26 protein-coding genes are annotated in these 26,720 nt (G+C 70.8%); 9 read left to right on the forward strand and 17 right to left on the reverse strand.

Going from position 1 to position 26,720, the window contains the following annotated elements; translation table 11 throughout:
* From OG622_RS18180 to OG622_RS18210, 7 genes are all read right to left on the reverse strand, one after another.
* Positions 1-903 carry a DUF5936 domain-containing protein gene (locus OG622_RS18180; protein WP_371577237.1) on the reverse strand — a complete coding sequence of 301 codons (903 nt, stop codon included), beginning with the start codon at positions 901-903 and terminating at the stop codon, positions 1-3.
* A 20-nt stretch (positions 904-923) separates the two neighbouring features.
* On the reverse strand, positions 924-1,913 hold the full coding sequence (locus tag OG622_RS18185; protein ID WP_371577238.1) for a type II secretion system F family protein: 990 nt from the start codon (positions 1,911-1,913) through the stop codon (positions 924-926).
* 30 nt (positions 1,914-1,943) lie between these two features.
* Complete coding sequence (locus OG622_RS18190) at positions 1,944-3,284, reverse strand: CpaF family protein (RefSeq protein WP_371577239.1); 1,341 nt, start codon at positions 3,282-3,284, stop codon at positions 1,944-1,946.
* 51 nt (positions 3,285-3,335) lie between these two features.
* Positions 3,336-3,980: a TadE family protein gene (locus tag OG622_RS18195; RefSeq protein WP_371577240.1), complete on the reverse strand. Its 645-nt coding sequence runs from the start codon at positions 3,978-3,980 to the stop codon at positions 3,336-3,338.
* Positions 3,977-5,596, reverse strand: a complete 1,620-nt coding sequence (locus OG622_RS18200) for a CpaE family protein (protein ID WP_371577242.1) — start codon at positions 5,594-5,596, stop codon at positions 3,977-3,979. The genes OG622_RS18195 and OG622_RS18200 overlap by 4 nt, the downstream gene beginning before the upstream one ends.
* 223 nt (positions 5,597-5,819) lie before the next feature.
* Complete coding sequence (gene cpaB / locus OG622_RS18205; protein WP_371577244.1) at positions 5,820-6,536, reverse strand: Flp pilus assembly protein CpaB; 717 nt, start codon at positions 6,534-6,536, stop codon at positions 5,820-5,822.
* A gap of 88 nt (positions 6,537-6,624) precedes the next feature.
* On the reverse strand, positions 6,625-7,494 hold the full coding sequence (locus OG622_RS18210) for a hypothetical protein (RefSeq protein ID WP_371577245.1): 870 nt from the start codon (positions 7,492-7,494) through the stop codon (positions 6,625-6,627).
* A gap of 445 nt (positions 7,495-7,939) precedes the next feature.
* On the opposite strand from OG622_RS18210, the gene OG622_RS18215 reads away from it, so the two are divergent.
* The 3 genes from OG622_RS18215 to OG622_RS18225 are packed head-to-tail and all read left to right on the forward strand — an operon-like array spanning position 7,940 to position 10,178.
* Entirely contained in the window at positions 7,940-8,674 is a 735-nt protein-coding gene (locus OG622_RS18215) for an RNA polymerase sigma factor (RefSeq protein WP_371577247.1), read from the forward strand.
* Entirely contained in the window at positions 8,671-9,675 is a 1,005-nt protein-coding gene (locus OG622_RS18220) for a CU044_5270 family protein (RefSeq protein WP_371577249.1), read from the forward strand. Before OG622_RS18215 ends, OG622_RS18220 begins: the two co-directional genes overlap by 4 nt.
* A gap of 35 nt (positions 9,676-9,710) precedes the next feature.
* Complete coding sequence (locus OG622_RS18225; protein ID WP_371577251.1) at positions 9,711-10,178, forward strand: hypothetical protein; 468 nt, start codon at positions 9,711-9,713, stop codon at positions 10,176-10,178.
* A gap of 18 nt (positions 10,179-10,196) precedes the next feature.
* Here OG622_RS18225 and OG622_RS18230 read toward each other — a convergent pair whose 3' ends face one another.
* Entirely contained in the window at positions 10,197-10,457 is a 261-nt protein-coding gene (locus OG622_RS18230; RefSeq protein WP_371577252.1) for a hypothetical protein, read from the reverse strand.
* Between OG622_RS18230 and OG622_RS18235 the strand changes: the two genes are divergently transcribed.
* Positions 10,446-10,781: a hypothetical protein gene (locus tag OG622_RS18235; RefSeq protein ID WP_371577254.1), complete on the forward strand. Its 336-nt coding sequence runs from the start codon at positions 10,446-10,448 to the stop codon at positions 10,779-10,781. The two genes, OG622_RS18230 and OG622_RS18235, sit on opposite strands and share 12 nt — an antisense overlap.
* A 107-nt stretch (positions 10,782-10,888) precedes the next feature.
* On the opposite strand, the gene tnpB is transcribed toward OG622_RS18235, so the two are convergent.
* Together tnpB and OG622_RS18245 are read right to left on the reverse strand one after the other, a co-directional pair.
* Entirely contained in the window at positions 10,889-12,385 is a 1,497-nt protein-coding gene (gene tnpB / locus OG622_RS18240; protein ID WP_371577256.1) for an IS607 family element RNA-guided endonuclease TnpB, read from the reverse strand.
* On the reverse strand, positions 12,382-12,966 hold the full coding sequence (locus OG622_RS18245; RefSeq protein ID WP_371577258.1) for an IS607 family transposase: 585 nt from the start codon (positions 12,964-12,966) through the stop codon (positions 12,382-12,384). The genes tnpB and OG622_RS18245 overlap by 4 nt, the downstream gene beginning before the upstream one ends.
* A gap of 174 nt (positions 12,967-13,140) precedes the next feature.
* Between OG622_RS18245 and OG622_RS18250 the strand changes: the two genes are divergently transcribed.
* Positions 13,141-13,650, forward strand: a complete 510-nt coding sequence (locus tag OG622_RS18250; protein ID WP_319318556.1) for a SigE family RNA polymerase sigma factor — start codon at positions 13,141-13,143, stop codon at positions 13,648-13,650.
* A 94-nt stretch (positions 13,651-13,744) separates the two neighbouring features.
* Positions 13,745-15,043 carry a hypothetical protein gene (locus OG622_RS18255; protein ID WP_371577260.1) on the forward strand — a complete coding sequence of 433 codons (1,299 nt, stop codon included), beginning with the start codon at positions 13,745-13,747 and terminating at the stop codon, positions 15,041-15,043.
* Between the two features lie 25 nt (positions 15,044-15,068).
* Here the strand turns inward: OG622_RS18255 and OG622_RS18260 are convergent, their stop codons facing one another.
* Together OG622_RS18260 and OG622_RS18265 are read right to left on the reverse strand one after the other, a co-directional pair.
* The gene (locus OG622_RS18260) at positions 15,069-16,391 is read right to left on the reverse strand and encodes an Nramp family divalent metal transporter (protein WP_371577261.1); all 1,323 of its coding nucleotides are present in this window, start codon (positions 16,389-16,391) and stop codon (positions 15,069-15,071) included.
* Between the two features lie 202 nt (positions 16,392-16,593).
* The gene (locus OG622_RS18265; RefSeq protein WP_371577263.1) at positions 16,594-17,004 is read right to left on the reverse strand and encodes an ATP-binding protein; all 411 of its coding nucleotides are present in this window, start codon (positions 17,002-17,004) and stop codon (positions 16,594-16,596) included.
* Positions 17,005-17,472: 468 nt separating this feature from the next.
* Here OG622_RS18265 and OG622_RS18270 point away from each other — a divergent pair, with 468 nt between their 5' ends.
* The gene (locus OG622_RS18270) at positions 17,473-18,849 is read left to right on the forward strand and encodes a M14 family metallopeptidase (protein ID WP_371577264.1); all 1,377 of its coding nucleotides are present in this window, start codon (positions 17,473-17,475) and stop codon (positions 18,847-18,849) included.
* A 93-nt stretch (positions 18,850-18,942) separates the two neighbouring features.
* Here OG622_RS18270 and OG622_RS18275 read toward each other — a convergent pair whose 3' ends face one another.
* The 4 genes from OG622_RS18275 to OG622_RS18290 form a co-directional block, all read right to left on the reverse strand.
* Complete coding sequence (locus OG622_RS18275) at positions 18,943-19,665, reverse strand: hypothetical protein (protein ID WP_371577266.1); 723 nt, start codon at positions 19,663-19,665, stop codon at positions 18,943-18,945.
* 192 nt (positions 19,666-19,857) lie between these two features.
* Positions 19,858-20,268 carry a RidA family protein gene (locus tag OG622_RS18280; protein WP_371577267.1) on the reverse strand — a complete coding sequence of 137 codons (411 nt, stop codon included), beginning with the start codon at positions 20,266-20,268 and terminating at the stop codon, positions 19,858-19,860.
* A gap of 138 nt (positions 20,269-20,406) precedes the next feature.
* On the reverse strand, positions 20,407-21,162 hold the full coding sequence (locus OG622_RS18285) for an IclR family transcriptional regulator (protein ID WP_371577268.1): 756 nt from the start codon (positions 21,160-21,162) through the stop codon (positions 20,407-20,409).
* The gene (locus tag OG622_RS18290) at positions 21,159-22,367 is read right to left on the reverse strand and encodes a sugar kinase (RefSeq protein WP_371584132.1); all 1,209 of its coding nucleotides are present in this window, start codon (positions 22,365-22,367) and stop codon (positions 21,159-21,161) included. The genes OG622_RS18285 and OG622_RS18290 overlap by 4 nt, the downstream gene beginning before the upstream one ends.
* A 151-nt stretch (positions 22,368-22,518) precedes the next feature.
* Here OG622_RS18290 and OG622_RS18295 point away from each other — a divergent pair, with 151 nt between their 5' ends.
* Positions 22,519-23,808, forward strand: a complete 1,290-nt coding sequence (locus OG622_RS18295; RefSeq protein ID WP_371577270.1) for an amino acid deaminase — start codon at positions 22,519-22,521, stop codon at positions 23,806-23,808.
* A 77-nt stretch (positions 23,809-23,885) separates the two neighbouring features.
* On the forward strand, positions 23,886-25,505 hold the full coding sequence (locus tag OG622_RS18300; protein WP_371577272.1) for an amidohydrolase family protein: 1,620 nt from the start codon (positions 23,886-23,888) through the stop codon (positions 25,503-25,505).
* Positions 25,506-25,514: 9 nt separating this feature from the next.
* Here OG622_RS18300 and OG622_RS18305 read toward each other — a convergent pair whose 3' ends face one another.
* Positions 25,515-26,417 (reverse strand): serine protease, encoded by a 903-nt coding sequence (locus OG622_RS18305; protein ID WP_371577273.1) that lies wholly within the window; start codon positions 26,415-26,417, stop codon positions 25,515-25,517.
* Positions 26,418-26,720 lie beyond the last annotated feature (303 nt).

Genomic DNA, 26,720 nt, shown 5'->3' on the forward strand with positions numbered 1-26,720 from the left:
TCAGCGGCCCAGGATGTCGCCGAAGTTCGTTCCCGAGCCGAGGAACATCCCCGTGGCGATGAGGATCATCGTGGCCGGGAGCATGAAGATCAGGGTGACGAGGGTTGCCTTGGGGATGGTTCGGGCGGCTCGGCGGCGGGCGTTCTGGGCGTCGGTGCGGCGCATGTCCGCCGCGAGCTGGATCAGGGTCTCGGCGATGGGGGAACCCAGCTCCTCGCCCTGCTGGAGCGCCGAGACGAACTGGGCGACCTGTTCGGACGAGTTGCGTCTGCGGAGTTCGTCGAAGGCCTGGCGGCGGCTCACGCCCATGTCCATCTGGCGGAGGGTGATGCGGAGTTCGTCCGCCCAGGGGCCCTCGTACTTCTCCGCCACCCGGTCCAGGGCCTGCCGGAAGCCCAGGCCGGCCGAGACCACGACCGCGAGGACGTCGAGGAAGTCGGGCAGGGTGCGGTCGATGACGTCCTTGCGGTCGCGGATGGCCTGCCAGATCGCCGCGTCGGCGGCGAGCAGGCCGAAGGCGAAGGTGAAGGCGGCGAAGAGGGGGCGGTCACTGGTGAGGAAGACCAGGCCCATGAAGGCGCCGAAGAAGCCGTAGACGGCTCGGCGGGCGGCGTAGCGGTTGAGGGTGAGGCCGCCGGGGTTGCCCGCCATGTCGATGCGGTGGCGTTTGGCCTCGACCCGGCGGGGGCCCATCAGGCGCAGGACGAGGGGCGCGAAGCGCATGCCCAGGCGGTCGACGGCCGAGCCGGCCTTCGAGACGCGGGTGGCGCCCACCTCCAGGGCGAGGGCCAGGTCGCTGGGGAGTTTGGCGTCGGCGCGGATCATGCGGATGCCCAGGAGGGCGCCCGCGACCGCGACGGCCGTCAGGAGGGCCAGGAGGAGGGGGAGTATCGATGTCGTCATGTCAGGTCACGGCCCCCTTCTCAGACTTCGATCTTGCCGAGGCGGCGGATGACGAAGAAGCCGACCGTGTAGAGGCCGACCGAGATCAGGACCAGGGCCTGGCCGAGGGGGGAGCCGGTCACCCGGGCCAGGGCGCCGTCGTTCGAGGAGTTGATCAGGAGGAGGGAGCCGAGGCCCAGGAAGGGGACGGTGAAGGCCGTCGCGTTGACCTCGGAGAGCATCGTGCGGACCTCGCGGCGGGTCTCCTTCCGGTCCTCCAGGGTCTGGGTCAGGTTGCGCAGCGAACTCACCACCGTGCCGCCCGCCTTGTTGGACAGGACGAGGGTGGTGACGAGGACGATCAGTTCGCGGGAGGGGAGGCGTTCGGCCAGCTCGCCGAGCGCGTCGTCGATCGAGCGGCCGAGCGCCAGCTGATCGGCCACCCGGGCCAGTTCCTCGCCCGCCGGGGCCTCCAGCTCCTCCGCGGCCATCGCCAGGGCCGTGCGGAGGGCGAGGCCGGCGGCCGTGGCGTTGGCGAGGAGGCGGGCCACGTCGGGAAGCTGGTTGATGAAGGCCTCGATGCGTTTCTGGCGCTGCCAGTTGAGGAAGATGGCGGCGGCCCACACGCCCACGGCGCCCGCGATCGGGCCGAAGAAGGGGGCCAGGGTGCCGGCGGCGATCAGCCACAGGGCGACGACGACCATGGCGACGTACGAGGCGAACTCGCCCGCCGTCAGGTCGAGTCCCGTCGTCGTCAGCCGGAGGTGGATCGCGCGGCCGAGGCGGGTGCGGCGCAGTCGGCGGTCGACGGCCGTGAAGCGTCGTACGCGTCCCGCCGACGTGCGCGGTGGGCCGCCCTGGCTGCCCGCGAGACGGTCGGCCAGGGCCCGGCGCTGGGCGCGGCCGGAGACGTACGTGTGCGCGCCCGCGACGGCGAGGGTGCCGCAGAGGACGGTGGCGCCGAGGGCCAGCAGGGTGGTGTTGTCCAGGTCCAGAGGTGCCTGGGCCAGGGTTGCCAGGGCTGTCGCCATGTTCGGTCCTACCTCCTCGGGGCTCTCGGGCTATCCGATGGCCTGGCGGGTGTTGAGCGGGTCGATGGCCTCGGCCACGCCGTACGCGGGGGGCAGCGGCTCGTTGGCCACGTACAGCTTCTCGGCGACGGAGCGGGGTATCGGCAGGTGTTCGAAGCGGCCGTGGACGACGCGGTCGGCGCCGAGGGGGGCCGGGGCGTAGCGGGAGACCGTGGCGATGCGGAACTGTTCGCGGCCGTGCGAGACGAGCAGGGCGACCTCGGTGACCTTGCGGGAGCCGTCGGCGAAGCGGGTGAGCTGGACGACCACGTCCACCGCGGAGTTGATCTGGTCCTTGAGGGCCTCGAAGGGGATGAGGACCTCGGACATCGAGCCGAGGGTCTGCAGCCGCATCAGGGCGTCCTCGGCGGAGTTGGCGTGGACCGTGGCGAGGGAGCCGTCGTGGCCGGTCGACATGGCCTGGAGCATGTCGAGGGTCTCGCCGCCGCGGACCTCACCGACGATGATGCGGTCGGGGCGCATCCGCAGGGAGTTGCGGACCAGGTCACGGATGGTGATCTGGCCCTTGCCCTCGATGTTGGGGGGCCTCGATTCCAGGCGGATGACGTGTTCCTGTTGGAGCTGGAGTTCCGCCGAGTCCTCGATGGTGATGATGCGTTCACGGGGTGGGATCAGGCCGGAGAGGGCGTTGAGGAGGGTGGTCTTCCCGGTGCCGGTACCGCCGCTGACGATCACGTTGAAGCGGGCGCGGACGAAGGCGGCGAGGAGCATCAGCATCTGCTCGTCGAGGGAGCCGAGGTCGATCAGCTCCGGGAGGGTGTACGCGCGGGGGAAGCGGCGGATCGTGAGGGTGGGGCCGGTGAGGGAGAGCGGGGGAATGATCACGTTGACGCGCTCGCCGGTGGGGAGGCGGGCGTCGACCATGGGGTTCGACTCGTCCACGCGGCGGTTGACGGTCGAGACGATGCGTTCGATCGTCTGCATGAGCTGGTCGGTGGAGGCGAACCGCAACGGCAGCTGTTCGACGCGGCCGGCTCGTTCGACGAAGATCGAGTCGGGGCCGTTGACCATGATCTCCGTGACCGACGCGTCGGCGAGGAGGGGTTCGAGGACGCCGAGGCCGAGGGCTTCGTCGACGACCCTGCGGATCAGTTGGGAGCGTTCGGCCGAGGAGAGGACCGGGCCCTCTCGGCTGATGATGTGGCCGAGTACGCGTTCCAGTCGGGCCCTGCGGTCGGCCGCGGTCAGGGCCGACATCTCGGCCAGGTCGATCTCTTCGAGGAGCTTGGCGCGGTAGACGGCCACGAGGTGTCCGTCCTCGCGTCCGGTGCCGCCTTCGTCGGGGGCGGCGATACGGGATCGCAGGCTCATCTTGTCGTCAACTCCTCTCGGGGGGTGGGGTGTCGCGGGGCGAGGGGTCGGTCAGGGGTCGAGGTCGTTCGGCATGGTGGCGGAGCGTTCCACGGTGACCGGGTCGAAGAGGGGGACCACGGAGGGGACGGTGACCGTGACCGTGGCGGTGATGGTGTCCGTGCCGCCTCCTCCCGGGTCGACCGCGGGATTCAGCCATGCGCTCGCCGCGGCTGCGCCGGCGACCGCGCCGGCACCGGGTTCGAGCGACTCGGCGCGGGCCGCCGCCCGTGCCGCCGAGCCAGCCTGGCTGATGCCGTAGCCGATCAGGCCCAGTTGGATCGCGGCCATGCCCACGAGGAGGAGGATCGGGAGGAAGCCGGCAAACTCCAGGATGGAGGAACCTCGGTCGTTCCAGCGGCGGTCGTGGGGCGGCTGTCCCGTCGGTGGGCGGCTCGCCCGGGGGCCGTGGGTGGGTCGGGTGCGCGCCGGGGGGTGTCCGTCCTCGGAACGGCGCGGAATCGGTTGGCTGAGAGGCTGGACGGGTCGACGCGCCAACCGCTGCGGGCGGACACCCCCCGGCACGCCCCCTTCGCGCCGTACGCGGCTCACCCGCCGTGAGGGCTGTGCCACAACGGCCTCGGCTTTCGTGCGTACGCCGTCCTCCCGCCGTACGGGGTATGCCGCATCGTCGGCGGTCTCGCCGGTCGGCGTCATTGCGGGTCCCCCTCCAGCGCCGCCCCCGCCTCGCCGTCGACGGTCCAGCCGGCGTCGAAGCCCGGGAAGAAGAGGGGGACGTTGGCCTGGACCTCGGCGCGCATGACGGGGCCCGCGGGGGCGCAGTCGATGGAGGTGTCGTCCCAGGCGCCCGGGAGGTTCCGGGTGCCGGCGGCTTCGCAGGCGGCGGCGACGTCGCCGTCGACCGCGTAGGCGGCGGTGGCGGCGCGAGCGGCCTCGTCGGCGGCGTTGCCGGCCAGGGAGTAGGTGTAGCCGTAGAGGGCGGCCTGCCAGAGGATCGTCATGGTGATCAGGAGCAGGGGGAACATCCCGGCGAATTCGAGGGTCACCGAACCCCGGTCGCCGCCCTTGCGGCGGAGGACGAGGGCGCCACGGTCGCCGGACGATTTGCGGCGCCTGCCGCCGCCGTGCCCGTGTTCCGGCGCGGCGACCAGCTCCAGTTCCCCGGCGAGCGCCCACAGTGCCTGTTTGACGACCGAGCGGGCGTCGAGATCCTGGAGGCGGCCCGCGTCGACGACGGACTGGAGTTCCTTGAAGGCGGCGGGGACGGCGGCGCGGGCGACCTTCGTGCCGGTGACCTTCTCGATCAGCGACGGCTGGATCTCCGTACCGCGCGACAGGCGGTTGACGACCGTCAGCGTCTCCTCGGCCTTGCGGATCTGGAGGCGGTCCCAGAGGCGGACCATGCGTTTCGCGGCGCGCACCGCCACCACGTCCGGGGTGACCAGCAGGAGGGCGTGGTCGGCCATCTCGACGGCCGCCGCCGTGGCCGCGTTCATCTGCGAACCGCAGTCGACGACGACCACGTCGTGCCGGGAGCGGAGCGTGGCCACCACCTGGCGGGCCACCCGGTCCGTCACCTCCTCGCCGCGCTCGCCCTCGGCGGGGGCGAGGAGCAGGGCGATGCCGGTGTCGTGGGCGTAGACCGCCTCCTGCAGGACGCGGGGGTTGATGTCCGTGATGGCGGCCAGGTCGGCGACCGACCGGCGGAACTGCACGTCCAGGTACGAGGCCACGTCCCCCGACTGCAGGTCGAGGTCGAGGAGGGCCACCGTGCGGCCGGACGCGCGGGCCGCGAGGGCGAGTTGGACGGCGGTGACCGTGGCGCCGACGCCGCCCTTGGCGCCGCTGACGGTGACGACGGTGCCGCCGGGGCCCGCGTACAGCTCCGGCGTGCGGCTGCCGAGGTGGCGGCGCATGCCGGCCGACCAGGCGGCGGCGGCCTGGACCCGTTCGGCGAGCGCCTCGTAGGAGAGGGGGAGGTTGACGATGCCGCGGGCGCCGGAGTCCATGGCGGCGGTGAGGACGCCGGTGCTCGTGTCGGAGGTGACGAGGACGACGCCGACCGCCGGGAAGCGCAGGACGAGATCGCGGACCAGGTCCAACGCCGGTACCGGGCCGATCCGTTCGTGGACCAGTACCACTTCCGGCAGTTCGTCGAGCGAGTCGGCGGCCAGCCGCGCCAGGGTGTCCAGCAGGGCCGTGGAGTCGGACACGTGCGGTGCCGGTTCGGCGTCGGCCAGCTGGCCGAGCAGGGTGGTGAGGGCACGCGCCGAGTCGATGTCCCCGGCGACGGGGAGGATACGGATGGTCATCGGCGGGGCCCCGTTCCGGTCGCGGACGTGCGGGGCTCGGCGGCCTCGCACCAGCAGGGTTCACTCGGCACCCGCGGCCCACTCGCCGCCCACGGCACCGTCGTTCGCCGTACCCCCCTCAGCATGCCCACCCTCGGCACGCCCACCCGCAGCGACGTTCGACGCACCCCCGTTCGAGGCATCCGCGTACGGACGTTCCGGACCGACCTCATCGCGGGGCCTCCTACTTGTCCTCGTCGAGGGTGTACGAACGGTCGTCCGGTACGACGACGGTGGCCTCGCCGCCCCCGACGAGGGCGAGGCGGACGTGCTCGGCGAACGACTCGGCGAACGCGACGCGCTGGGCGTCGGCGGTGTCGAGCGCGAAGGTGATCGGGACGGCCTCGGTCGCCGTGCGCCGGCGGTCGCTGCTGGACTGGCCGGATTCGAGGGGGGTCAGCTTGCCGACGTCGATGACGCGGGCGTCGGCGACCATCAGCTTGGACGTGTCCTTGCCGGAGTCGCTGTCCTTCTCCTCGAACGTGGCGTAGATGTTGACCAGCGACCCCGGGTTGATCTTCCCCGCCACACCGGTGGACGCGTCGATCAGGATCGCGATCTCCTGCTGCCCGGATTCGAGTTCCGGCCGGTCGACGATCATGTCGGACTGGAGCAGGGAGCCCTTGCTCAGCTGGGTGACGGCGATCTTCCCGCGGATCTCGGACAGATCGGTGACGGCCGTGCCGGACAGCCACCGCTCCGGCATCGAGATCTTCTCGAACTGGCCCGCCGACAGCTCCTTGTAGGGTGCTATGTCGTCCTTCAGCCGGTACGCCGTCACCTCGGGCCCGACCTTCGCGTTCACGTCACGGATCACCGAGAGCACCCCCGCGAAGGCGGCCAGGGCGCACAGGGCCGAGAGGACCAGCAGGAGGACGCCGCGGCGCTGGCGCGAGTTCACTACATCTCACCTCGTGGGAACGTGCCGGACACTTGAGCGAGCCTGCTCTTTCTGTGGCCGCGCGGGCCGTGGAGTCGCCGTACGGCTGTCATGTGACCCCTCGGGGCAGGGCCGCCCGGACCGAGTCGTCGGTGGGCTCCGGTTCCCGTAGCGGGGCCGCGCAGAACCCGCAGCGGTCGCCGATGAGTTCGAGACCGCACCAGTGGCACGTCTCGCGGCGTACGGACGACACGAGCTGGTAGAGCACGGAGACGTCGGAGAGCCCGGCGGCGAACTCGACGAGCTTGCCGGTCCCCCACCAGCGCACGGACTCCTGGGGCAGGGGCACCGGCAGGGACCCCTGCACCTGCCAGTCCGGTGCGAGTGTCGCGGTGACCCAGTCGGACGGCGGCTGCGGCCCCTGCGCGACGAGCAGCCGGGTGCCGAACTCGGGCCCGGCGAGGGGCTCCTGGCCGGCGGTGTTGAGCCGGACGAGCTGGGGCCGGGGGTTGGCCAGTACGGCGAACTGCGCGCCCGGCAGCCACGACTTGGCGTGCGACTTCAGCGTGACCGGCACCCGGTCGAGCTTGGCGACGGAGCCGAGGTGGGCGCCGGCGTAGATGTAGTGCGCGAGGAGGCGTACGGAGGAGGCGAGCACTCCCGGGCTGAAGTCGCACACGGACAGCTGCCGCAACTGCTGGGCGAGCAGGGCGAGTCCGAGCGGCGGCAGGTCCACACCGAGCAGGGCGATGCGGTCGCTCTCCAGCACGGAACGGACGGTGTGCAGCCGCCGGGTGACGGCCGACGCGTCGGAGGCCGAGTGGAGGACGATGACATAGCCGTGCTGCTCGACGAGCGCGTGCATGCCGAACAGGGAGGCTTCGAGGGTCTCCTGCGGCTGGACGACTGCGGGCGGGGTCTGCCGGTCGTGCGGTGGGAGCACCAGGTCGGAACTGGTGACGGCTATCGCGGTCGGCACGCTGCACACCACCCCGTTCACTTCGGCGGAGTGGTCGACCACCGCCTCAGACGGCCCCTGTGAGGAACGACGTCCTGTTGGGCCGCCCCTCCTGCATCGTCTTGCATCAGCACCATATCCACGGCATGGCCCGATCAACACCGAATCTTCTTGATCAACTCACGGAAGGTGCGGCCGTATCCACACAGAGTGAGACGCATATGCCTCAACTAGGCACATGCCGAAGGGGGTTGGAGCACCCGTACGGGTGAACGGCTTTCGCGCGGGAGCATTGACCTCTCGACTGTCCGACGCGCGCAAGGGGACGCCACGGCGGGCAACGCGTGGTCCCGGCCGGGCACACGTGGCCCCGACCGGGCACGCGTCCGGCTGTGGCGCAGGTCACCGGAACCCTCCCCCGCCTCACGGAGAGACAAGGGTGTGAGGTGGGAGAGGTGCATACGAGATGAGTGACCCCGAAAGGGCGGCGCGGGCGCGGATAAGGGCCGGGGACCGGGAGGCCTTCGCGGAGATCTACGACGCGTACGCGCGGGCCGTCTACAACCACGCCTACCGGATGACCGGCGACTGGTCGACCGCCGAGGAGGTGATGGCGGACACCTTCCTGGACGCCTGGCGCACCCGGGAGCGACTGGAACCGGACGGCGGCTCGTTGAAGCCGTGGCTGCTGGGCATGGCGACCAACAAGGCCCGCAACGCCAACCGCGGTCTCGGCCGCCGCCTGGCCTTCCTGGCACGCCGCCCCGCCCTGGCCCCCGTGGCCGACTTCGCCGACGAGACCGCCGGGCGCCTCGACGACGCGCGCCGGCTCGCCGCCGTACGCCAGGTGTACGGCCGGCTGCGGCGCGGGGAGCGCGATGTGCTGGCGCTGTGCGTGTGGTCCGGACTCGACTACGGGCAGGCGGCCGAGGCGCTGGGCGTCCCGGTGGGGACCGTACGGTCGCGGCTCTCGCGGGCGCGGGCGCGGCTCGGCCGCCTCACGGACGAGCGCCTGCGGGAGCGGGAGCGCGAGCAGGGGCGCGAGCAGGGGCACCTGCGCGAGCGGGCGGAGGGTCGCGCGCACGGCTCATCGGAAACCAGTGCAAAACAGTGGGAACCGGGGCGTCGTCGCGGAGAGGTAGAGAGCGAGGCCGTGTTCGCGGCCCTTCCGCTCAAGGAGATTCAGGAGGGATCCCGATGAACGAGGAGCCGGCCCGACTGCTGCCGCCCCCGCCCGAACGGGACGTTCCGCCTGATCGCCTCGCCCACCACAAGGACCGTTTGATGCGACTCATCGACGACGACCGGGCCACGCCCCCCACCGCTGCCACCACCGCGGCCCCGCGTACACGCCCCAGGATGCCGCGCCCGGCGCTGTGGCTGCCCGCCGCGGCGCTCACGCTGGCCGGGGCGCTGACTGTCGGCCTGGTCACGACCACGGACTCGGGTTACGGTCTGCGGCAGTCCGACGGCGAGAGTGCCGTCGTCCTGCTCGACCGCATCGCCGACGTCGCCGCGAAGACGGAGGTCGAGCCGGTCCGCGACGACCAGTTGGTCTATGTGAAGAGCCTGACGGCCGGGGCGGAGGCCGTGGAGGACGGTCCGTACGAGCCCGCAAAACCACACCAGCGGGAGGTGTGGGTGTCACAGGAGCCCGGCCCGGTCGAACAGTTGGCCCTGCACTACGAGGACGGCGACTACTCCCCGCTCAGGGAACTGCTGCCGCCCGGCTCGCCGGGCGTCCCCGCCGGCATCGACCGCCCCACGTACAAGTGGCTGGCCGCACTGCCCACCGACCCCGACGAACTCCTCGCCGAGCTCACTCGCCTGACGAGGACATGGGAGGGCCAGGAGAAGGATCAGGCCGTCTTCGACAAGATCGGCGAACTCCTGGGCGAGACGGTCATGCCGCCGAGGACGGCCGCCGCCCTGTACGAGGCCGCCGCGAAGATCCCCGGAGTGACCCGCATCGAGGACGCGGTCGACCCCGCCGGCCGGCACGGTGTCGGCATCCGCCGGGTCGACGAGCGGGCTTCGTGGGCCACCGAGTGGGTGTTCGACCGGAACGATCTCACGTACCTGGGTGACCGCAGCTACCTGGCCGCGGACAGCAAGATGGGCGAGAAAGGCATGATCGTGAGCGAGACCGCCGTACTGGAGCGGGCCGTCGTCGACGAGTACCGCGAGCGGCCGGTCTCGTAGACGGCTCCGCACGAGCCGGGGGACACGGAGGGGACATGACTCGAACGGTCGCCTATCGGCTGCGGAATCCGGCCGGCGGATTGGCGGCCGATCTCACAGCCGTCCGTCGGCCTGCCGTCGAACCCCACTCTCCGGGTGTGCGGATTCATCGCAACGTGTGCCTCGGGCTTCCACTCGGGGGCCTCTACTGGAAGGACGTCGCCTGGCTGTCCTTCGGCGTGGCCCTCAGCGCGCGGGCGTTGGCCGAGAGGTTCCCCGAGGGAATCACGATTCAGGTCATCGCCCTCGAGGCGTCGTTGAGCAGCTACCGCTCCGAAGTGGCGGCCCTGGCCATGAACCAGTGGGTTCGCGGAGAGTTCGAGCTGCCCATGAACGATGTGGGTGCGGCGTTCGATGCGACGTCGGGCGACTACGAGTTCAGGTGGGACGGCCAGGAGCAGCCGTTCGCCGACCCCTTCAGGAGTGGCCCGCCGGAGGGCGGGAAGGCGGATCGCTCGCTCTGAGGGTCCCGGCGGCCGTCGTCAGCCCATCGGGCGGTAGTGGCCGAGTACCTGGGCCAGGTGGGCGAACCACTGGTGGAGGCGTTCCCGGGGCCTGGCCTCGACCGTGCACTCGAAGAAGGTGCCGTCGACGTGGATGACAGCGACCATGAGGGCCTTGCCGTTGCCGCTCGCCTTGTAGTGGACGCTGCGGATCTCGGGCCAGGGGAAGTCGACGGAGATGCCGTGGTCCTCGAAGGCGACGCCGTTGATGTCGACGACGACGGAGTTGTGACGGTCCACGGCCAGGAACTCCGGGCCCTGGGCCGGAACGCCGCCCGCCGCCCCTCCGGGGGCCGCCTGCGGCTGGGGGTACGGGTGGTGGGGAGGCGGTGCCGGCTGCGCGTACGGCGGCTGGCCCTGCGGCGGTTGCGCGTACGGCGGCTGGCCCTGCGGCTGCGGCGGTTGCGCGTACGGCGGCTGCGGAGGCTGGACCGGGGGTGTGTACGGCGGGGGCGGGGGGCCGAAGCCCTGTTGGCCGCCCTCGCCACCCTGGCCGCCAGGCGGTGCCCAGGGCTGTGGCGGTGGTGGCGGCTGGTGGCCCTGCTCCGGCTGGTCCATGGCTGATCGTCCCTCTGCCCCGTCGTGGTGACCCGTACCGCACCGTATCCGTTGCTTCGAGTCTCAACGACTCTCAGTATTCCGGGCTTCCGCCCGGAAGGTTCGTGACGGTGTCACCAGAGCGCGAGTTGCTCGCGCCTGGTGTCCTGTCGACGATCTCTCGCTTCCGTCCCCCGGAGGGGTGTTGCGCCAGCCGCCCGCGTACCCGTCCCCTTGCGGGTTCGGGCGGTGCAGGTCTTCTGCTTGGCTCCACGAGACTTCGGCACCACCGCCAGGGCGGGGCCCGGGTCTCCGGCCACTCCGGTACCCGTATTTCGGTTGGCCGCCGCGAGGGCGGCCAGGTTGTGGCCTGCGTTCGCGTCCCGGTCCAGGACGAGTCCGCAGGCGTCGCACTCGAAGACACGCACGCCGAGGGGCAGCTTGGCTTTCACCACACCGCAGCGGGAGCAGGTCTTCGAGGAGGGCATCCAGCGGTCGGCAACGATCAGACGTCCACCGTGGCGCTGGGTCTTGTAAGCGAGCTGGCGCCGCAGTTCCCCGAACGCCGCGTCGGAGATACGGCGGGACAGACGCCGGTTGCGGACCATGCCTTTCACGTTGAGGTCCTCGACCACGACGGTGCCGTACTCGGCGGGGATACGTGCGGTGGCCTGGTGGAGATGGTTCTCCCGCAGGTTCGCCACCCGGTGGTGCACCCGGTTACGGACCGCGTTGGCTTTCTCCCAGCGACGGGACGGGGCCTGTCCGGTGCGCCGGTTGGGGCCGCGTCGGCGGGAGACGGTCCGGGAGGCCTTCCGCAGCTGCGTGAGTGCCTGGTCGTAGTGCTTGGGGTTCGCGGCCTCGCGGACCTCGCCGGCCGAGTCCGCCATGACGAGGAGAGTCTTCACACCGAGGTCGATCCCGACCGCCGTGCCGGGCCGGGTGGCAGGGGCGATGGTGTTGCGTTCCTCGGTCTGCAGGACCGCGAACCAGCGGCCCCGATCGAACCGTACCGTCACCGACAGAATCCGTGTCCCGCCTTCGGTGATCGCGTCCGCGAGGGGCTGGACGTCCTCGTGGAGGCGGATCCGGCCGAGGCGGGGCAGGACGATATGACGCCGGTCATCGAGGCGGATGGCGCCGGTAGTGAACGTGCACGCCGGGCGAGCCTTCCGCTTCGACTTGAAACGGGGCCTGCCCATCCGGGCGCCCTTGCGTTCGCCACGCCGGGACTTGGCGTAGTTGTCGAACGCGACGGCAGCGTTCGCGAGGCCGGTGTTGTAGGCCTCCTTGGAGTTCTCCGCCCACCACTCCCGCAGGAACGCATCCGTGTGTTTGGCCTCGTTGAACGCCTTCCGCAACGACGGCGACGACCACGACCGCCACGCAACGCGCTCTGCCTCGGGGACACCGTAGGTCTCCTCCGCTGCGCGCTGCGACCAACTCGCCAGCACATGCCGCACCGCCCAGTTGTAGGCGACCCGCGCCGCCCCGCAATGCGAGGCCAGAGTCTGCAGGGCGGACGCGTTGGGATCAAGGGCGAGTCTGCGGCCCACGACGTGAAAGCCGGGCCGCGCCTCGAACCCACGGCGCTTCTTCTGCCCGCTCCCGGCAGGCTCCGCCCCGCTCACCCGGTCGTCTCCGCCGCCGGGGCGATGACCTCAGCGACAGCGCGTGCGGCCCGGGTCTTCGCCGCTCGCTGCCCATACAGTCGGGCACACATCGAGGTGAGAACTTCGGTGATGTCCTGGACCAGGTCGCCGGTCGTCTCCTGCGGATCGAGCACCACGAGGCGCCGGCCGGAAGCCGACAATGCCGATTCCAGATGCTCGACACCGAAACGGGCCAGCCGGTCGCGATGCTCCACGACGATGACGGCAACGGCCGGGTCCGACAGGACACGGTGCAGTTTCCGCCGCTTCCCGTTCAGTCCCGACCCGACCTCGGTCACCACCTCGGCAACGGCGAGCCCCAGCCCGCCTGCTCCCTGGACGACACGGGAGACCTGCCGGTCAAGATCCGCCTTCTGGTCGCCGGACGAAACGCGGCAGTACGCCACCGTCCGCCCGACGATCTCGGGAGTGGACTCTTCGACCAGCCACATACCGGACGGCGTCTGCACGACAGGGACCGGCATACGGCCCTCCTTCGCCCAGCCCCACGCGGTCTGGTAGTGCACGCCGTTGCGCGCCGCCCACTCGGAAAGCTTCACACCATCAGGATAAAGACTGATGAAGACAGATAACTACTGATGAAAAATGCGACTGTTGTTCACCCCTCCCCCGTCCGTGAAACATTCCCCGGGGCCACCGCATCAATGAGGTGAGAGGCGGCGACGCGAAGAAGCGGCCACGGCCTACGCGAGCTCGTTCAGGGGGAGCCGGAAATGAGACAGGTCCGCGCGGACGGGTACCAGGAGTTCGCCTCGGCGCGCGCGAGGCATCTCTACCGGTCCGCGTGTCTGCTCACCGGCGGGGACACGCATCTCGCCGAGGACCTCGTGCAGGAGACACTCGGCCGGTTGTACGTGAAGTGGGGGCGGGTGCAGCGGGCGGACAACCCTGCCGGGTACGCGCAGACCGTGTTGACCAGGACCTTTCTCGCCCATCAGCGGCGGCGCAGCAGCAGGGAACGGGCCACGGATGTGATCCCGGACGTGCCCGCCGCGCCCGGCTCCGACTCGTCCCTGCGGCTCACCCTCGTCGAGGCGCTGGCCCAACTGCCGCCCAAGGACCGGGCGGTGGTCGTCCTGCGCTACTGGGAGGACCGCTCGATCGAGGAGACCGCCGCCGCGATGAACGCGAGTTCGGCGGCGGTACGCACCCGATGCGTCCGCGCCCTCGCCCGACTCCGCGTCCTCCTCGGGGACACCATCGGTGAGTACGTCACCCCCTGAGCGCCCCGAGCCCCCGAGCCCCCAGCGCCTGCAGGACATCGAACGACGCGACACCGGCCAGCACCCGCACCACTCACAGAAACGGCGGTTCGTCATGCCCCTTGACCAGCACGAAGACCCCTTCGAGGGCAGGTTCGGGAACGCCCTGCGCCGGGCCGGAGACTCCTTCGAGACCGACGGGCAATCCATGGTCAACGGCGGAGCCGTACGCGGCCGGCGGCTGCTGTTCCGGCAGCGGGCGGCGATGCTGGGCGGAGTCGCCGGGATCACGCTCGTCGGAGTGGGCGGGGCGGTCCTGCTGCCCGGGATCGGCGGCGGGGGCGGCGGCGGGAAGCAGTCCGTGGCGGCGGAGCGGTCCGGCGAGCAGACGGTCAGGGACGACGACGGCGAGGTGTCCGGCGCCGAGATGGTCCAGCGGCTCAAGGATCTGCTGCCGAAGGGGAAGTTCGGCGGGGAGTCGGCGCGTGGCACGGACACGGAGCAGGGGCCGTACGCCCAGGTCGTGTACGACGACGGCAAGGGCGCGGCGGCGGTAGAGCTCGGGCTCGGGCGGATCGACCCCGGCAGTGAGCACGCCCGGCAGCTGACGGACTGCCCGGACAAGACGATCGTCGAGTACGACTCCTGCAAGGAGAGCACCCGGCCGGACGGCTCGCGGCTGCTGCTCTTCGAGGGGTACGAGTCCCCGGACCGCCGTGTGGACACCAAGTACTGGTACGCGCAGGTGGTCGACCCGGCGGGGTTCGAAGTCAGAGTCATGGAGTGGAACGCCAGGGCGCAGAAGGACTCGCCGGTCACCCGGGCCGAACCGCCTCTGCCCACCGCGCATCTGAGGGCGATCGTCACCGCCCCGGAGTGGCGGACGGTCGTCGACGCCATTCCGGAGGTGGCGGAGAAAGAGGATCAGGAGGAGAAGGAGAGCGCGTCGACGGAGAGGCCGGACGACCCCGCCGCGCCCCCGATGGTCGGCGGCGAAGCGATCCGGTGGACACTCATCGGCCTCCTCCCCGAGAACGTCGAGATCGTCAGCAAGGAGGAGGAGCTGGAGTCGGACTTCGCCTATGTCGTCCTCGACGACGGCAAGGGGCAGAGCCTGGTGCAGGTGAATGTGCAGCCGGGCATGGCGGATCTCGCGGACTCGTTGTTCGGCGCCGACGCCGAGACCCTGCCCGACGGCACGAAGGTCGTCACGCGGCAGGGCCCCGGTGAGAAGGGCGGCGAGGGGGTCGTCATGTGGACCGTGGACACGCTCCGCGCCGACGGGCTGCGGGTCGTGATCAGTGCCTTCAACTCCGGCGCCCAGCACACGGCCGCGACCCGCGAGACCCCCGCGCTCTCCATGGCTCAGCTGAAGGAGATCGTCACCAGCGAGAGGTGGAAGGAGCTCGGCTAGCCGACCCCGCTCCTCCTCGCAGGCGTCAGAGGAAGTCCGCCCACGGCTGGTCCCAGATCTGTTTCACGGCCAGGACCAGGAACAGCAGGCCCGCGATCGCCAGCATCGCGTTGCTGAGAATGCCGTTGCGCCATTCGCGGGGCGTGCGGGAGGAGTTGAGGAGCCGGAGGAGGGTGCCGGCGAGGAAGGGGAGGAAGGCGGCGCCGAGGACGCCATAGAGGATGATCAGGCGGAACGGCTGGCCCTGGAAGAGCAGGACGATGGGCGGGAAGGTCAGCCAGAGCAGGTACGCGCGGAACGGCCAGGACTTCTCCCGGCGGCCGGAGGCGACCTCCTCGCCCGTCACCGCCCCCTTCCGGCGGAAGCGTTCCACGAAGTCCGCGAACATCAGGCTCACGCCGTGCCAGACGCCGATGAGTGAGGTGTACGAGGTGGCGAAGAAGCCGATCAGGAAGAACTTGGCGGTGGCCGTGCCGTACTCGTCGGCCAGGATGTCGCTGAGCTGGATCAGGCCCTTGTCGCCGCTCGCGATGGCGATGTTCGCGGAATGCAGCAGTTCGGCGCCGACGAAGAGCATCGCGATCACGAAGATGCCGGTGGTGATGTACGCGACCCGGTTGTCGAGGCGCATGACCTTCATCCAGCCGGTGTTGGTCCAGCCCTTGGCGTTGACCCAGTAGCCGTACGCGGCCAGCGTGATCGTGCCGCCGACGCCGCCGATCAGGCCGAGGGTGTTGAGGACCGAGTCCTTCTCGTCGGGCAGGACGGGGAGGAGGCCGGCGAAGGCGTCCGGGAGGTTGGGGGTGACCCTGATCGCCAGGTAGACCGTCACCACGAACATGACGCCCACGAGGACCGTCATGACCTTCTCGAAGACCTCGTACTTGTTGAACCAGACGAAGACCAGGCCGCTCAGGCCGCACAGGACGGCCCACCACTTGAGGTCCATGACGTCCGGGAACAGCGCCTGCAGGGGCAGGGCGCTGGACGACATCGCGGCCGCGCCGTACACGAAGCCCCAGATCACGACATACACGACGAAGAACCACGTCGTCCAGCGGCCGAGACTGGCCCAGCCGTCGAAGAGGGTGCGGCCGGTGGACAGGTGCCAGCGGCCGGCCGCCTCGGCGAGGGAGATCTTGACGAGGCAGCCGATGACGGCCGCCCACAGCAGGGTGTAGCCGAAGTTGCTGCCCGCGATCAGCGTCGCGACGAGGTCGCCGGCGCCGACACCGGTCGCGGCGACGACGATGCCGGGGCCGATGTACTTCCAACTGGATTTACGGGGTGGGGGGTTGATGTCGGATGTTGCCGGGGTGTCAGTGGGGTTTCCCGTGGTGTCCGCCATGCAGGTCAAGAAACCCCAAAGCCCCCCCGGCCGACAAGAGGGCGTGTGCCCCGGTTGCTCATAGGGGCGCGGGGCTGCATCGATTTGCGGCTCCGCCGCGGGGCGCGACCAGCCACGACGGCGCCGCGGACGACCGGCGGCCTCAGCGAACGGCGGCTTCAGCAGCGGATGCCACCGAAGCCACCGGCCCCGCCGAACCCGCTCAACCCGGCGGAGCGGAACCGCAGCCGTCCGACCCGCACGTACCGAGCTCGAACCACACGGTCTTGCCCGGCCCGTCCTGGTGGCAGCCCCAGCGCCGGGCGAGCGCGTCCACCAGGAACATCCCTCTGCCGCTCTCCGATATCCGCGTCGCCCGGCGCACCCGGGGCGGGCGGCCGTCCGTGTCCGACACCTCGCAGCGCAGTACGCCGTGCGAGGCCGACAGAGTCAGCTTCAGCCGGCTCTTCGCGTGCACCAGGGCGTTGGTGACCAGCTCGCTCACCAGCAGCTCCGCCGTATCGGTCTGGTCGAGCAGTCCCCATCCCTCCAGTTGCCTGCGCACCTGCGCGCGGGCCTGTGCGGCGGCGGTGGGACGGGGGTCGTACTCGACGCTCAAGTGGCCCGCACCCATGGGTGGTTGAGGGTACGAGGCGAAGTGGGGGCCGGAATCCGGAAGGAGACCCCCGGAGAGTTGCACCATGCTTCCAGCGTTGCCGCCGCGCGTACGCGGCACACGGGGAGGAATACCCGTTTCGGGCCGTGCATATACCTGCTTCCCGCCCGGTTACGTCCCCTATTGGGCGCGTATGACACCTGACGCACCCTTACGCGGTTGTGCGCGGCTTACGCTCTCCCTGGCCGCTTCCCGCCCCACCGCGGCCCGTTCCCGTCGGTTCCGGCCACGCCGGCCTCGCGCCCGCCACCCCCACTCTTGACCTGGTCATGCCAGACCCGGACCATGAGCGCCACACCCGCACCAGGGCCTGCCGGGCGTCCTTACGGTCGTCGGCCAGGCCCGAGGCACGTCGCAAGGATCCACCCCCCGCTCCACTCCCCACTTCCGGAGACCCCGGAATTCCTGGAGAAAATAGGAGACTTCATGCGACTCCGCATACGCGGCAGGTCGGCGACGCCCGGCGGCACGGGCAGGAGATCAGGCCGCCGCACCGCCACCTTCGCCACCCTGCTGGCGCTGGCCCTCGCCGCCCCGGTCGCGGCGACGACCACGGACGCGACGGCGACGAGCGCCGAGCGGCCCAAGGCCTCGGCGGACGACATCCGCCAGTACGAGGTCCACATGCACTCGGACAGCAAGTCCCGCACGGCACTGCAGCAGGCCGGCGTGACCGTGGACGACTCCGACGACCACTCGGTGTTCATCTCCGGGCGCGCGGACCAGATCAAGAAGCTGAAGCAGCAGGGCTACGAGGTCACGGCGCTCGGCGCGGTGCCGGACCGCTCCAACGGCGAGGACGACGTACGGCTCTTCGACTTCCCGTCCGCCGACTCCCGCTATCACAACTACGCGGAGATGACGAACGAGATCAACTCCGTGGTCTCGGCCAACAGCTCGATCGCCAGTCAGCGGGTCATCGGCACGACGTACCAGGGGCGGAACGTCGTCGCCATCAAGATCAGCGACAACGTCGGCACGGACGAGGCCGAGCCCGAGGTGCTGTTCACCCACCACCAGCACGCCCGTGAGCACCTCACCGTCGAGATGGCGCTCTACCTGCTCAACGAGCTGACCTCCGACTACGGGACCGACTCCCGGGTCACCAACATGGTGAACAACCGCGAGATCTGGATCATCCCGGACATCAACCCGGACGGCGGCGAGTACGACGTCGCCACCGGCTCGTACCGGTCGTGGCGCAAGAACCGGCAGCCCAACAGCGGTTCGTCGTACGTCGGCACCGACCTCAACCGCAACTGGAACTACCGCTGGGGCTGCTGCGGCGGCTCGTCCGGGTCGGCGTCCTCGGACACCTACCGGGGTACGGCCGCCGAGTCGGCGCCCGAGGTGAAGGTCGTCGCGAACTTCGTGCGCAGCCGGGTCGTCGGCGGGGTCCAGCAGATCAAAACCGGGGTCGACTTCCACACGTACAGCGAGCTGGTGTTGTGGCCGTTCGGGTACACGACCGCCGACACGGCGACCGGGATGACGACGGACGACCGCAACGCGTTCGCGACGGTCGGCGGGAAGATGGCCGCGAGCAACGGCTACACGCCGGAACAGTCCAGTGACCTCTACATCACGGACGGGTCGATCGACGACTGGCTGTGGGGCAACCAGAAGATCTTCGCCTACACGTTCGAGATGTATCCGTCCTCGGCCGGGGGCGGCGGGTTCTACCCGCCCGACGAGGTCATCGCCCGGGAGACCGCGCGGAACCGGGACGCGGTGTTGCAGTTGCTGGAGAACTCGGACTGCATGTACCGGTCGATCGGCAAGGAGGCGCAGTACTGCGCCTAGGCTGCGCCGCTTGAGCCGATGAGAGCTCGGGGACTTCCGTGAGGGGGGAACTGCGGACCGTATGTGGCTGGTCGCGCAGTTCCCCGCGCCCCCTCAGGGGGCGCTGTCCTCGGCCTCTTTTTCCTCAGGACCGTCGTCAGTACCGTCGTCGAAGTACGCGTCCAGTACCTCGTCGATCTGCTTCTCCCAGGCCGCGTGCTCGGACCTGGCCTTGGCCTCGATCTCGATGGGGTACCAGCGGCGGTCGGAGGTGTGGACCGTGACCGTGAAACGCTTGCCGAAGCGCGGGGACTCCGTCTCGACCGCGCCGATCTCGTCCCAGCCGAACTCGCACTCCTGGTCGTCCAGACGCAGCTGTACGCCATGGCTGTCGGCGACGATCTTCGCGCGGCGGTCGGAGGCCTCGAAGACGGGACCGTCGGCCGCGTCTTCGGCCTCGTCCGAGTCCGAGTCCGCGTCCGATTCCGCGTCCGAATCGGCTTCGGCTTCCGCGTCGGCTTCCGCCTCCTCGTCCTCGCTGTCGTCCTCGGAGTCCGTCTCGTCGTCGGCCGAGGTCTTCCCCTCGGGGGCCTTCTCCAGCGACGGCTTCGGCGTCTTCGACGGCTTCTCGGCGGCAGCCGGCTCGTCCCGCTCCGGGGCGGCCTCGTCCGGTTCCTCGGTCTCCGTCGGCTCGACGGGCTCCGTCGGCTTGATGTCCTCCGGCTCCTCCTGCTTCTCCTTCTTCACGGACACCGGTGCCGTGAGTCCGGGGATGTGCGACGGGTCGACCGCGGCGGCGGCCAGGGGCTGGTTGTTCGAACCGATGCGCTGCTCCACAGCGGGCAGTATGGTCGACGACCCTGTGCCGGGGACAGTCGGTCCAGGCATATGTCCGTATCTGAGTTTCACGACTTCGCCCCTGGCGCCCTCCGCCATACGGACACGTCCGTACGAACAGGCTCAGGACGGCCGCCGGCGCGAAGCCCGGGGGTGGTTCACCCACGCCCCTGAAGGGCGCGGGTGTCGGACTCAATCGCCGAGTACCGCCAGCGCGTCGATCTCGATCAACAGGCCTGCCGGAAGGCCGACGTACACCGTGGTGCGGGCTGCCGGGACTGCCGTGAGGTGCTGCTCGAAGTACTCGTTGTAGAGCGCGTTCATCTCGGCGAAGTGGTCCACGTCGGTCAGGTAGACGCGGATCATCAGCACGTCGTCCCACGTGGCGCCGCCCTCTTCCAGGATCGCCTTGACGTTGGCGAGGGTCTGGCGGGTCTGCTCGCGGAGGGTGGGGCCGGCCGGCGTCGGGGGCCTGCCCTCGACGGCCGGGAGGAAGCCGACCTGGCCGGCGACCTGGAGGATGTTGCCCTTCCGTACGCCGTGGGAGAACTTGGCGGGCGGGGCGGTGTGGGTCTTCGGGGTGAGCGCGATCTTGTCGGTCATACGAGTCCTTCACTGGGGTTGGGGATGGGGACTGCTGCCGTTGTACTGGCCGTTGTACTGAGTGACATAGACATGAACGACGACCGCCTCGCCGCCTGGGCCATCAAGGACCCCCACCTCAACAGGACGCACTCCCGCTCAGTCTGTGGGAACGGTTCTGCCGGAGTACTCGCCGCTGATCGCGTCCGCGGCGCGGCGGATCAGCGGGAGCAGGGTGAGGAGTTCGTCGGCGGTGACGACGACGTTGGGCGCGGAGACCGACATCGCGGCGACGACCCGCCCGTCGGTGCCCCGGATGGGCGCGGCGACGCAGTTGATGGACTCCTCGTGGCCGCCGAGGTCGGTGGCCCAGCCCTGTTCACGGACCCGCGCCAGTTCCTTGAGGAAGGCGGAGGCGTTGGGGGTCGAATGGGGTGTGTACAGGGGGTAGTCGAGCTTCTCCGCGAGGGCCCGGCGCTCGGCTTCGGGGAGGTCGGCAAGGAGCAGCTTCGCGACGGCGGCGACCGTGATGGCGACCGGTTTGCCGATGCGGGAGTACATGCGGACCGGGTAGCGGCTCTCCACCTTGTCGATGTAGAGGACCTCGTTCTCCTCGTGGACGGCGAGGTGGACGGTGTGGCCGCAGTGTTCGTTGACGCGTACGAGGTGGGGGTGGGCGATCTCGCGGATGTCGAGGTTCTCGACGGCCTCCTGGGCGAGGGCGAAGAGGCGGGCGCCGAGGCGGTAGCGCTGGTCGGACTGGCGGTAGACCAGGCCGTGTTCGTGGAGGGTCCGCAGGAGGCGCAGGGCCGTGGACTTGTGGACGCCCAGGCGGTCGGCGACCTTGCCGAGGTCGGCGGGGCCCTCGGCGAGCAGCGGCAGGATGCTCAGCGCGCGGTCGACGGTCTGGCTCATGGGATGCGTACCTCCTCGGGGGCCTGATCGGCTTGCGTCCAGCCGGGGCCGAGTCGAAGTCTCCCCCACGCCTCGTCGGACAGGGCCGCCAGGCGATCGGCGCGGTCGCGGAGCGGCGGGGTGGCGAGATCGCCGTGGACCGTGAGGGCCGCGGCCGCCATGAGGTGGCCGTGGCGGAGGCGGGCGCGGGCGGTGAGGCCGCGCAGGGTCGCGGACAGGAAGCCGGCGGCGAAGGCGTCGCCGGCGCCCACCGGGGCGACCACGTCCACCTGGAGGGCGGGGACGAAGGTGGTCGCGTCCGAGGGCGGCCGGGTGCGCCCCGTCGTGGGGACGGCCGGGGCGGGGGTGGGGTCGGGGGCGCGCCGGGGGGTCTCCGTCCTCGGTCCGGCGGGTGCCGTCGTGTCGGGGGGTGCCCGGTGGGGGACGCCTGCCGCTGCGGGCGGACACCCCCTGGCGCACCCCTTTGCCGCCGCGTCCGGCCGATCCGCCGGTGCGGGCGAGCGTTCGAACAGGGTGGCTCCGCGCGCTCCCTGTTTCACCACCAGGGTCTCCGGCTCCGGCAGCAGTGTGCGGACCGCCGTCGGTCCGCCCGTGACGCCCCAGGCCTCCTCCGCCTCGTCCTCGCCGACGAACACGAGGTCGGCGGCGCGGGCCAGTTCGAGGAGTACGTGCGGGCCGTCGGTGTCGTGCCACAGGCCCGGCCGGTGGTTGACGTCGAAGGAGATCAGGGGGCGGCCGGGGCGGGGGGCCGTCAGCTCGCGGAGCAGCCGCAGGCAGTCGTCGGACAGGGCGGCCGTGATCCCCGAGAGGTGCAGTACGCGTCCGGCGCGCACCGCCGCGAGGTCCACGGTCCCCGCCGACATCGCCGAGGCGGCCGAACCGGCGCGGTAGTAGGCGACCTCGTGCGCGTCGGTGGCCCGGTCCCCCGCCGTACGGAAGTACACGCCCGTCGGACGCCGCGGGTCCCGCCCGACGGATGTCACGTCCACGCCGTGTCCGCCGATCGTCTCGACCAGGTGGTCCCCGAACCCGTCGGCGCCCACCCGGCTCACCCACCGGACCGTGTGCCCGGCCGCCGCCAGCGCGCACGCGACGTTGGACTCGGCACCGCCGATGGCCCGCTCGAAGGAGGGGACGTTGGCGAGGCGCCCGGGGCGGGTGGGAAGGAACGTGACCATGGACTCTCCGAGCGCGACGACATCCATGTCGGGGAACACAATGATGGAGGCTCCTCGTCACGTCGCTGGGCGGGCTCGGCAACCGTTGACCGGGCGTGGCTGGGATGTTAGACAGCTGTGAGCGACATATGCAATGCGCGTTGCATTACTTGCAACGTACCTCGTCAGGGAGGATTTCATGGGTGTCGAGAGTGTCGAAGCGCTGGCCCGACTGGCCGCGGAACGCGTCGACCACCGCTTCAAGGGCCTCCCGCCGGACGCCGACGGCCTCACCGTGGCCGAGTTGGCCGACCGGCGCCTGAACCTGTTCACCGGCGGCTTCACCACCCCCGTCCTCGCCCTGTCCGCCGAGCGCCTGGAGCACAACCTGGCGCTGATGGAGACCTACTCCGCCCGCCATGGCCTCGCCTTCGCCCCGCACGGCAAGACGTCCATGGCACCCCGGCTGTTCTGGCGGCAGATCGAGCATGGCGCATGGGGCATCACCCTCGCCGTGCCCCATCAGGTGCGTGTGGCGAGGGAGTTCGGGATCGAGCGGATCTTCCTCGCCAACGAGGTCGTCGACCCGGCGGCCCTGCGCTGGATCGCCGCCGAACTGGCGGCGGACCCCTCCTTCCGGTTCGTCTGTTACGTCGACTCCGTGCGCGGTGTCGAACTGATGGACGCGGCGCTACGGGATTCCGGGCACTCCGCCCGCCCGGTGGACGTCGTCGTGGAGCTGGGCGCGGGCGAGGGCGCGCGGACCGGGGTCCGTACGGAGGCGGAGTGCGCGGCGGTCGCGGACGCGGTGGCCGCGGCCGGGACGCTGCGGCTGGTGGGGGTCGCCGGGTACGAGGGCGAGGTGCCGGGGGCCGACCCCGAGCGGGTGGGGGCGTGGCTGCGCAGGCTCACCGCGCTGGCCGTCGACTTCGACAAGGCGGGACGGTTCGCGGGGCTGGACGAGATCGTGGTCAGCGCGGGCGGCAGCGCGTGGTTCGACACGGTGGCCGAGGTGTTCGCCGAGCTTCCCGAACTGTCCGTGCCCGTACTGAAGTTGCTGCGGTCGGGCGCGTACGTCTCGCACGACGCCGGCCACTACAGCCGGGTGACCCCCTTCAACCGCGTCCCCGAGGAGGGCACCCTGGAGCCCGCCTTCCGGCTCTGGGCCCAGATCGTCTCCCGCCCTTCCCCCGGCCAGGCCTTCGCCAACGCGGGCAAGCGCGACGCCGCGCACGACCTGGATCTGCCGACGGTGGAGGTGCTGCGGGACGCGGGCACGGGTGCGGTCCGCGACGCCGTGGGGGTCACGGTGACGGGCCTCTCCGACCAGCACGCGTGGCTGCGCACCGAGGCCGGGGCCGCGCTGGAGGTCGGCGACTGGGTGGGGCTGGGGCTGTCGCATCCGTGCACGTCGTTCGACAAGTGGAAGCTGATTCCGGTGGTGGAGGCGGACGGCACGGTCGTGGACTACGTCCGCACGTTCTTCTGAGCCCACCGAACCTCCGCCCGGCCCCCGCACGGCCCCCGTCGCTCCCACCCGCTGTCGGTCCCTGAAAGGTGACGCACATGGACCTGGTCCTCCGTGACGCCGAGGTCGTGGACGGTTCCGGCGACCCCTCCTACCGCGCCGACGTGGTCGTGGCGGACGGCAGGATCACGACGATCGTCAAGGAGGCGGCCGCGGCGGGGTGCCAGCGGCCGAGGGCCCAGCGGGAGCTGGACGCCGAGGGCCTGGTCCTGGCCCCCGGCTTCATCGACATGCACGCCCACAGCGACCTCGCGCTCCTGCGGGACCCCGAGCACACCGCGAAGGCGGCGCAGGGGGTGACCCTGGAGGTCATCGGCCAGGACGGGCTGTCGTACGCGCCGGTCGACGAGCGCACCCTCGAAGAGGTCCGCCGCGCGATCACCGGCTGGAACGGCTACGGCGACGACATCGACTTCTCCTGGCGCTCGGTCGGGGAGTACCTGGACCGCCTCGACCACGGCTTCGACGGCGAGGGCATCGCCCTGAACGCCGCGTACCTCGTCCCGCAGGGCACCGTACGGATGCTCGCCGTGGGCTGGGAGGACCGCGAGGCCACGCCTCAAGAGCTGGACCGTATGCGGGAGTCGGTGGCGACGGGCCTGCGCGAGGGCGCGGTCGGCATGTCGTCGGGGCTCACCTACACCCCCGGCATGTACGCCGAGAACGCCGAACTCACCGAGCTGTGCCGGGTGGTGGCGTCGTACGGCGGCTACTACTGCCCGCACCACCGCTCCTACGGGGCGGGCGCGCTCCAGGCGTACGAGGAGATGGTCGCCCTGACCCGCGAGGCCGGCTGCGCCCTCCATCTGGCCCACGCCACCATGAACTTCGGCGTGAACAAGGGCCGGGCGCCCGAGCTCCTCACCCTCCTCGACGACGCGCTCGCGGCCGGCGCGGACATCACGCTCGACACCTATCCCTACACCCCCGGCTGCACGACCCTCGTGGCGCTGCTGCCGAGCTGGGCGGGCGAGGGCGGTCCCGAGGCGGTCCTCGCGCGGCTGAAGGACGACGACACGGCCGAACGCGTCCGGCACCACATGGAGGTCGTCGGCGCCGACGGCTGCCACGGCGTGCCCGTCGAGTGGGACACCATCGAGATCTCGGGCGTCACCGAACCGGCGCTGTCGTCGTACGTGGGCCGGACGATCGCGCGGTCGGCGGAGGAGCACGGCGAGGACCCCTGGGTCACCGCCCGCCGGCTGCTCGTCGAGGACCGGCTCGGTTCGGCGATCCTCCAGCATGTCGGGCACGAGGAGAACGTGCGGACCATCATGCGCCACCGCGTCCACACCGGCGGCTCCGACGGCATCCTGCGCGGCGACAAGCCGCACCCGCGCGCGTACGGGACGTTCCCCCACTATCTCGGCCGGTACGTGAGGGAGTTGGGCGTGCTGTCCCTGGAGGAGTGCGTCGCCCACCTCACCTCACGCCCCGCCGCGCGGCTCCGCCTCGCGGACCGGGGACGCGTCCGCGAGGGGTACCGCGCCGACCTCGTCCTCTTCGACCCGGCGACCGTGGCCGCCGGGTCGACGTACGAGGCACCGCGCACCCTGCCCACCGGGATCCCGTACGTCCTGGTCGACGGCCGTTTCGTCATCGAGGACGGCCGGCGGACGGACGTACTGGCGGGCCGGGCGATCCGGCGCGGAACGTGAGGGGGGTCGCTACGGCTTGGGAAGGATGCAGCCGCTGGCGCTGAGGTCGAGCTTGTTGTCCACGCCGAAGCAGGCGGGGACGTGCCAGGTCTGCTGGGCGTAGTTGATGCCCCGGCGGACGGTCACGGTGCCGTTCGCGTCGACCTCGCAGGGGTTGTTGTCGGTGCAGCGCCCGCCGCTCTCGTTGCCCGTGTTGTTGACGCCGACGACCTTGCCGGTGGCGTCGTTGACGACCGGGGAGCCCGAGGTGCCACCGATGGTCTGGCAGGCGGAGGTGTAACGGATGGAGTCCTTCCAGGTCCAGGCACCCTCCTTCAGGCGGTACGCGTACCCGTCGACAGCGCAGCTGTACGTGCGCTTCCAGTACCCGGAGACGACGGTGATGGCGTTGCCGACGGCCGGGCGGGCGGTGTCGTAGACGAGCGCGTCGATGCCGTACGTGCTCTTTATCTGCGCGTACGTGGTGGTGAGCTGGTACACCGCCATGTCCGTGTCGGTCATCGTGCCGTACGCGATCTTGTTGGCCCGGAGGGTGCCGACGCGGGTGCCGGCGGAGTTGAGCAGGCCGAAGGTGCGGGTGGAGGCCTGGTCGACGATGACCTCCCCGGCGTCCGGGAAACCGCTCTCCAGACAGTGGCCGTTGGTCATCACCAGCGCCGGGTCGTCGTTCTCGGAGTCGGGCATCCGGACGACCGAGCCGGAACAGTTGCTGAGCGAGACGGTGCCGGCGAAGTTGACGGCCTGGATCGCCGGGGCCGCGAGGTCGGCCACGGTCTTGTTCGCCGTGTCGACGACACTTCCGACCGCCGCTTTCACGGGCGCCGCCGCGGGCTCCGGTGCCGCGATCGCCGGTGCCGCGCCCGCTCCGGTGATCACCAGGGCGAACAGCGCGGCAACGAGAGGCTTTCTCATGTGGGGGTCCCCTCTTGCTACATGGGTGACAGAAGATCTTCCGGCCACCCGCAGTTTGTCATGCGCATTGTGAAGGTGAAGTGCGGGACGAGCAAGGAGTTGGTTCCGGCCGCGCGATCTTCGGCCAGGGAGTGGGATCGGGGTCGACGGGTGAAGGTGACGGGAGGCGGGTGCCGGGAGGCGGTGAGAACGTCGCGAGGGCGACAGAGGCGAACGAGGCGTCAACTCGCCCGCTCACCAGACCACTTCATATGGCTGACCCGACGGGCGAAGCGACTCCGCATGCCTCACCCTTGCGAACCG

Source organism: Streptomyces sp. NBC_01314 (assembly GCF_041435215.1).
Classification (GTDB): domain Bacteria; phylum Actinomycetota; class Actinomycetes; order Streptomycetales; family Streptomycetaceae; genus Streptomyces.

Bases quoted from the DNA above. Each gene is read 5' to 3' on its own strand.
- OG622_RS18180 (WP_371577237.1), bottom strand. From the start codon at position 903: ATGACGACATCGATACTCCCCCTCCTCCTGGCCCTCCTGACGGCCGTC.
- OG622_RS18185 (WP_371577238.1), bottom strand. From the start codon at position 1,913: ATGGCGACAGCCCTGGCAACCCTGGCCCAGGCACCTCTGGACCTGGAC.
- OG622_RS18190 (WP_371577239.1), bottom strand. From the start codon at position 3,284: ATGAGCCTGCGATCCCGTATCGCCGCCCCCGACGAAGGCGGCACCGGA.
- OG622_RS18195 (WP_371577240.1), bottom strand. From the start codon at position 3,980: ATGACGCCGACCGGCGAGACCGCCGACGATGCGGCATACCCCGTACGG.
- OG622_RS18200 (WP_371577242.1), bottom strand. From the start codon at position 5,596: ATGACCATCCGTATCCTCCCCGTCGCCGGGGACATCGACTCGGCGCGT.
- OG622_RS18215 (WP_371577247.1), top strand. From the start codon at position 7,940: ATGAGTGACCCCGAAAGGGCGGCGCGGGCGCGGATAAGGGCCGGGGAC.
- OG622_RS18220 (WP_371577249.1), top strand. From the start codon at position 8,671: ATGAACGAGGAGCCGGCCCGACTGCTGCCGCCCCCGCCCGAACGGGAC.
- OG622_RS18225 (WP_371577251.1), top strand. From the start codon at position 9,711: ATGACTCGAACGGTCGCCTATCGGCTGCGGAATCCGGCCGGCGGATTG.
- OG622_RS18250 (WP_319318556.1), top strand. From the start codon at position 13,141: ATGAGACAGGTCCGCGCGGACGGGTACCAGGAGTTCGCCTCGGCGCGC.
- OG622_RS18255 (WP_371577260.1), top strand. From the start codon at position 13,745: ATGCCCCTTGACCAGCACGAAGACCCCTTCGAGGGCAGGTTCGGGAAC.
- OG622_RS18260 (WP_371577261.1), bottom strand. From the start codon at position 16,391: ATGGCGGACACCACGGGAAACCCCACTGACACCCCGGCAACATCCGAC.
- OG622_RS18265 (WP_371577263.1), bottom strand. From the start codon at position 17,004: ATGGGTGCGGGCCACTTGAGCGTCGAGTACGACCCCCGTCCCACCGCC.
- OG622_RS18270 (WP_371577264.1), top strand. From the start codon at position 17,473: ATGCGACTCCGCATACGCGGCAGGTCGGCGACGCCCGGCGGCACGGGC.
- OG622_RS18280 (WP_371577267.1), bottom strand. From the start codon at position 20,268: ATGACCGACAAGATCGCGCTCACCCCGAAGACCCACACCGCCCCGCCC.
- OG622_RS18285 (WP_371577268.1), bottom strand. From the start codon at position 21,162: ATGAGCCAGACCGTCGACCGCGCGCTGAGCATCCTGCCGCTGCTCGCC.
- OG622_RS18290 (WP_371584132.1), bottom strand. From the start codon at position 22,367: ATGGATGTCGTCGCGCTCGGAGAGTCCATGGTCACGTTCCTTCCCACC.
- OG622_RS18295 (WP_371577270.1), top strand. From the start codon at position 22,519: ATGGGTGTCGAGAGTGTCGAAGCGCTGGCCCGACTGGCCGCGGAACGC.
- OG622_RS18300 (WP_371577272.1), top strand. From the start codon at position 23,886: ATGGACCTGGTCCTCCGTGACGCCGAGGTCGTGGACGGTTCCGGCGAC.
- OG622_RS18305 (WP_371577273.1), bottom strand. From the start codon at position 26,417: ATGAGAAAGCCTCTCGTTGCCGCGCTGTTCGCCCTGGTGATCACCGGA.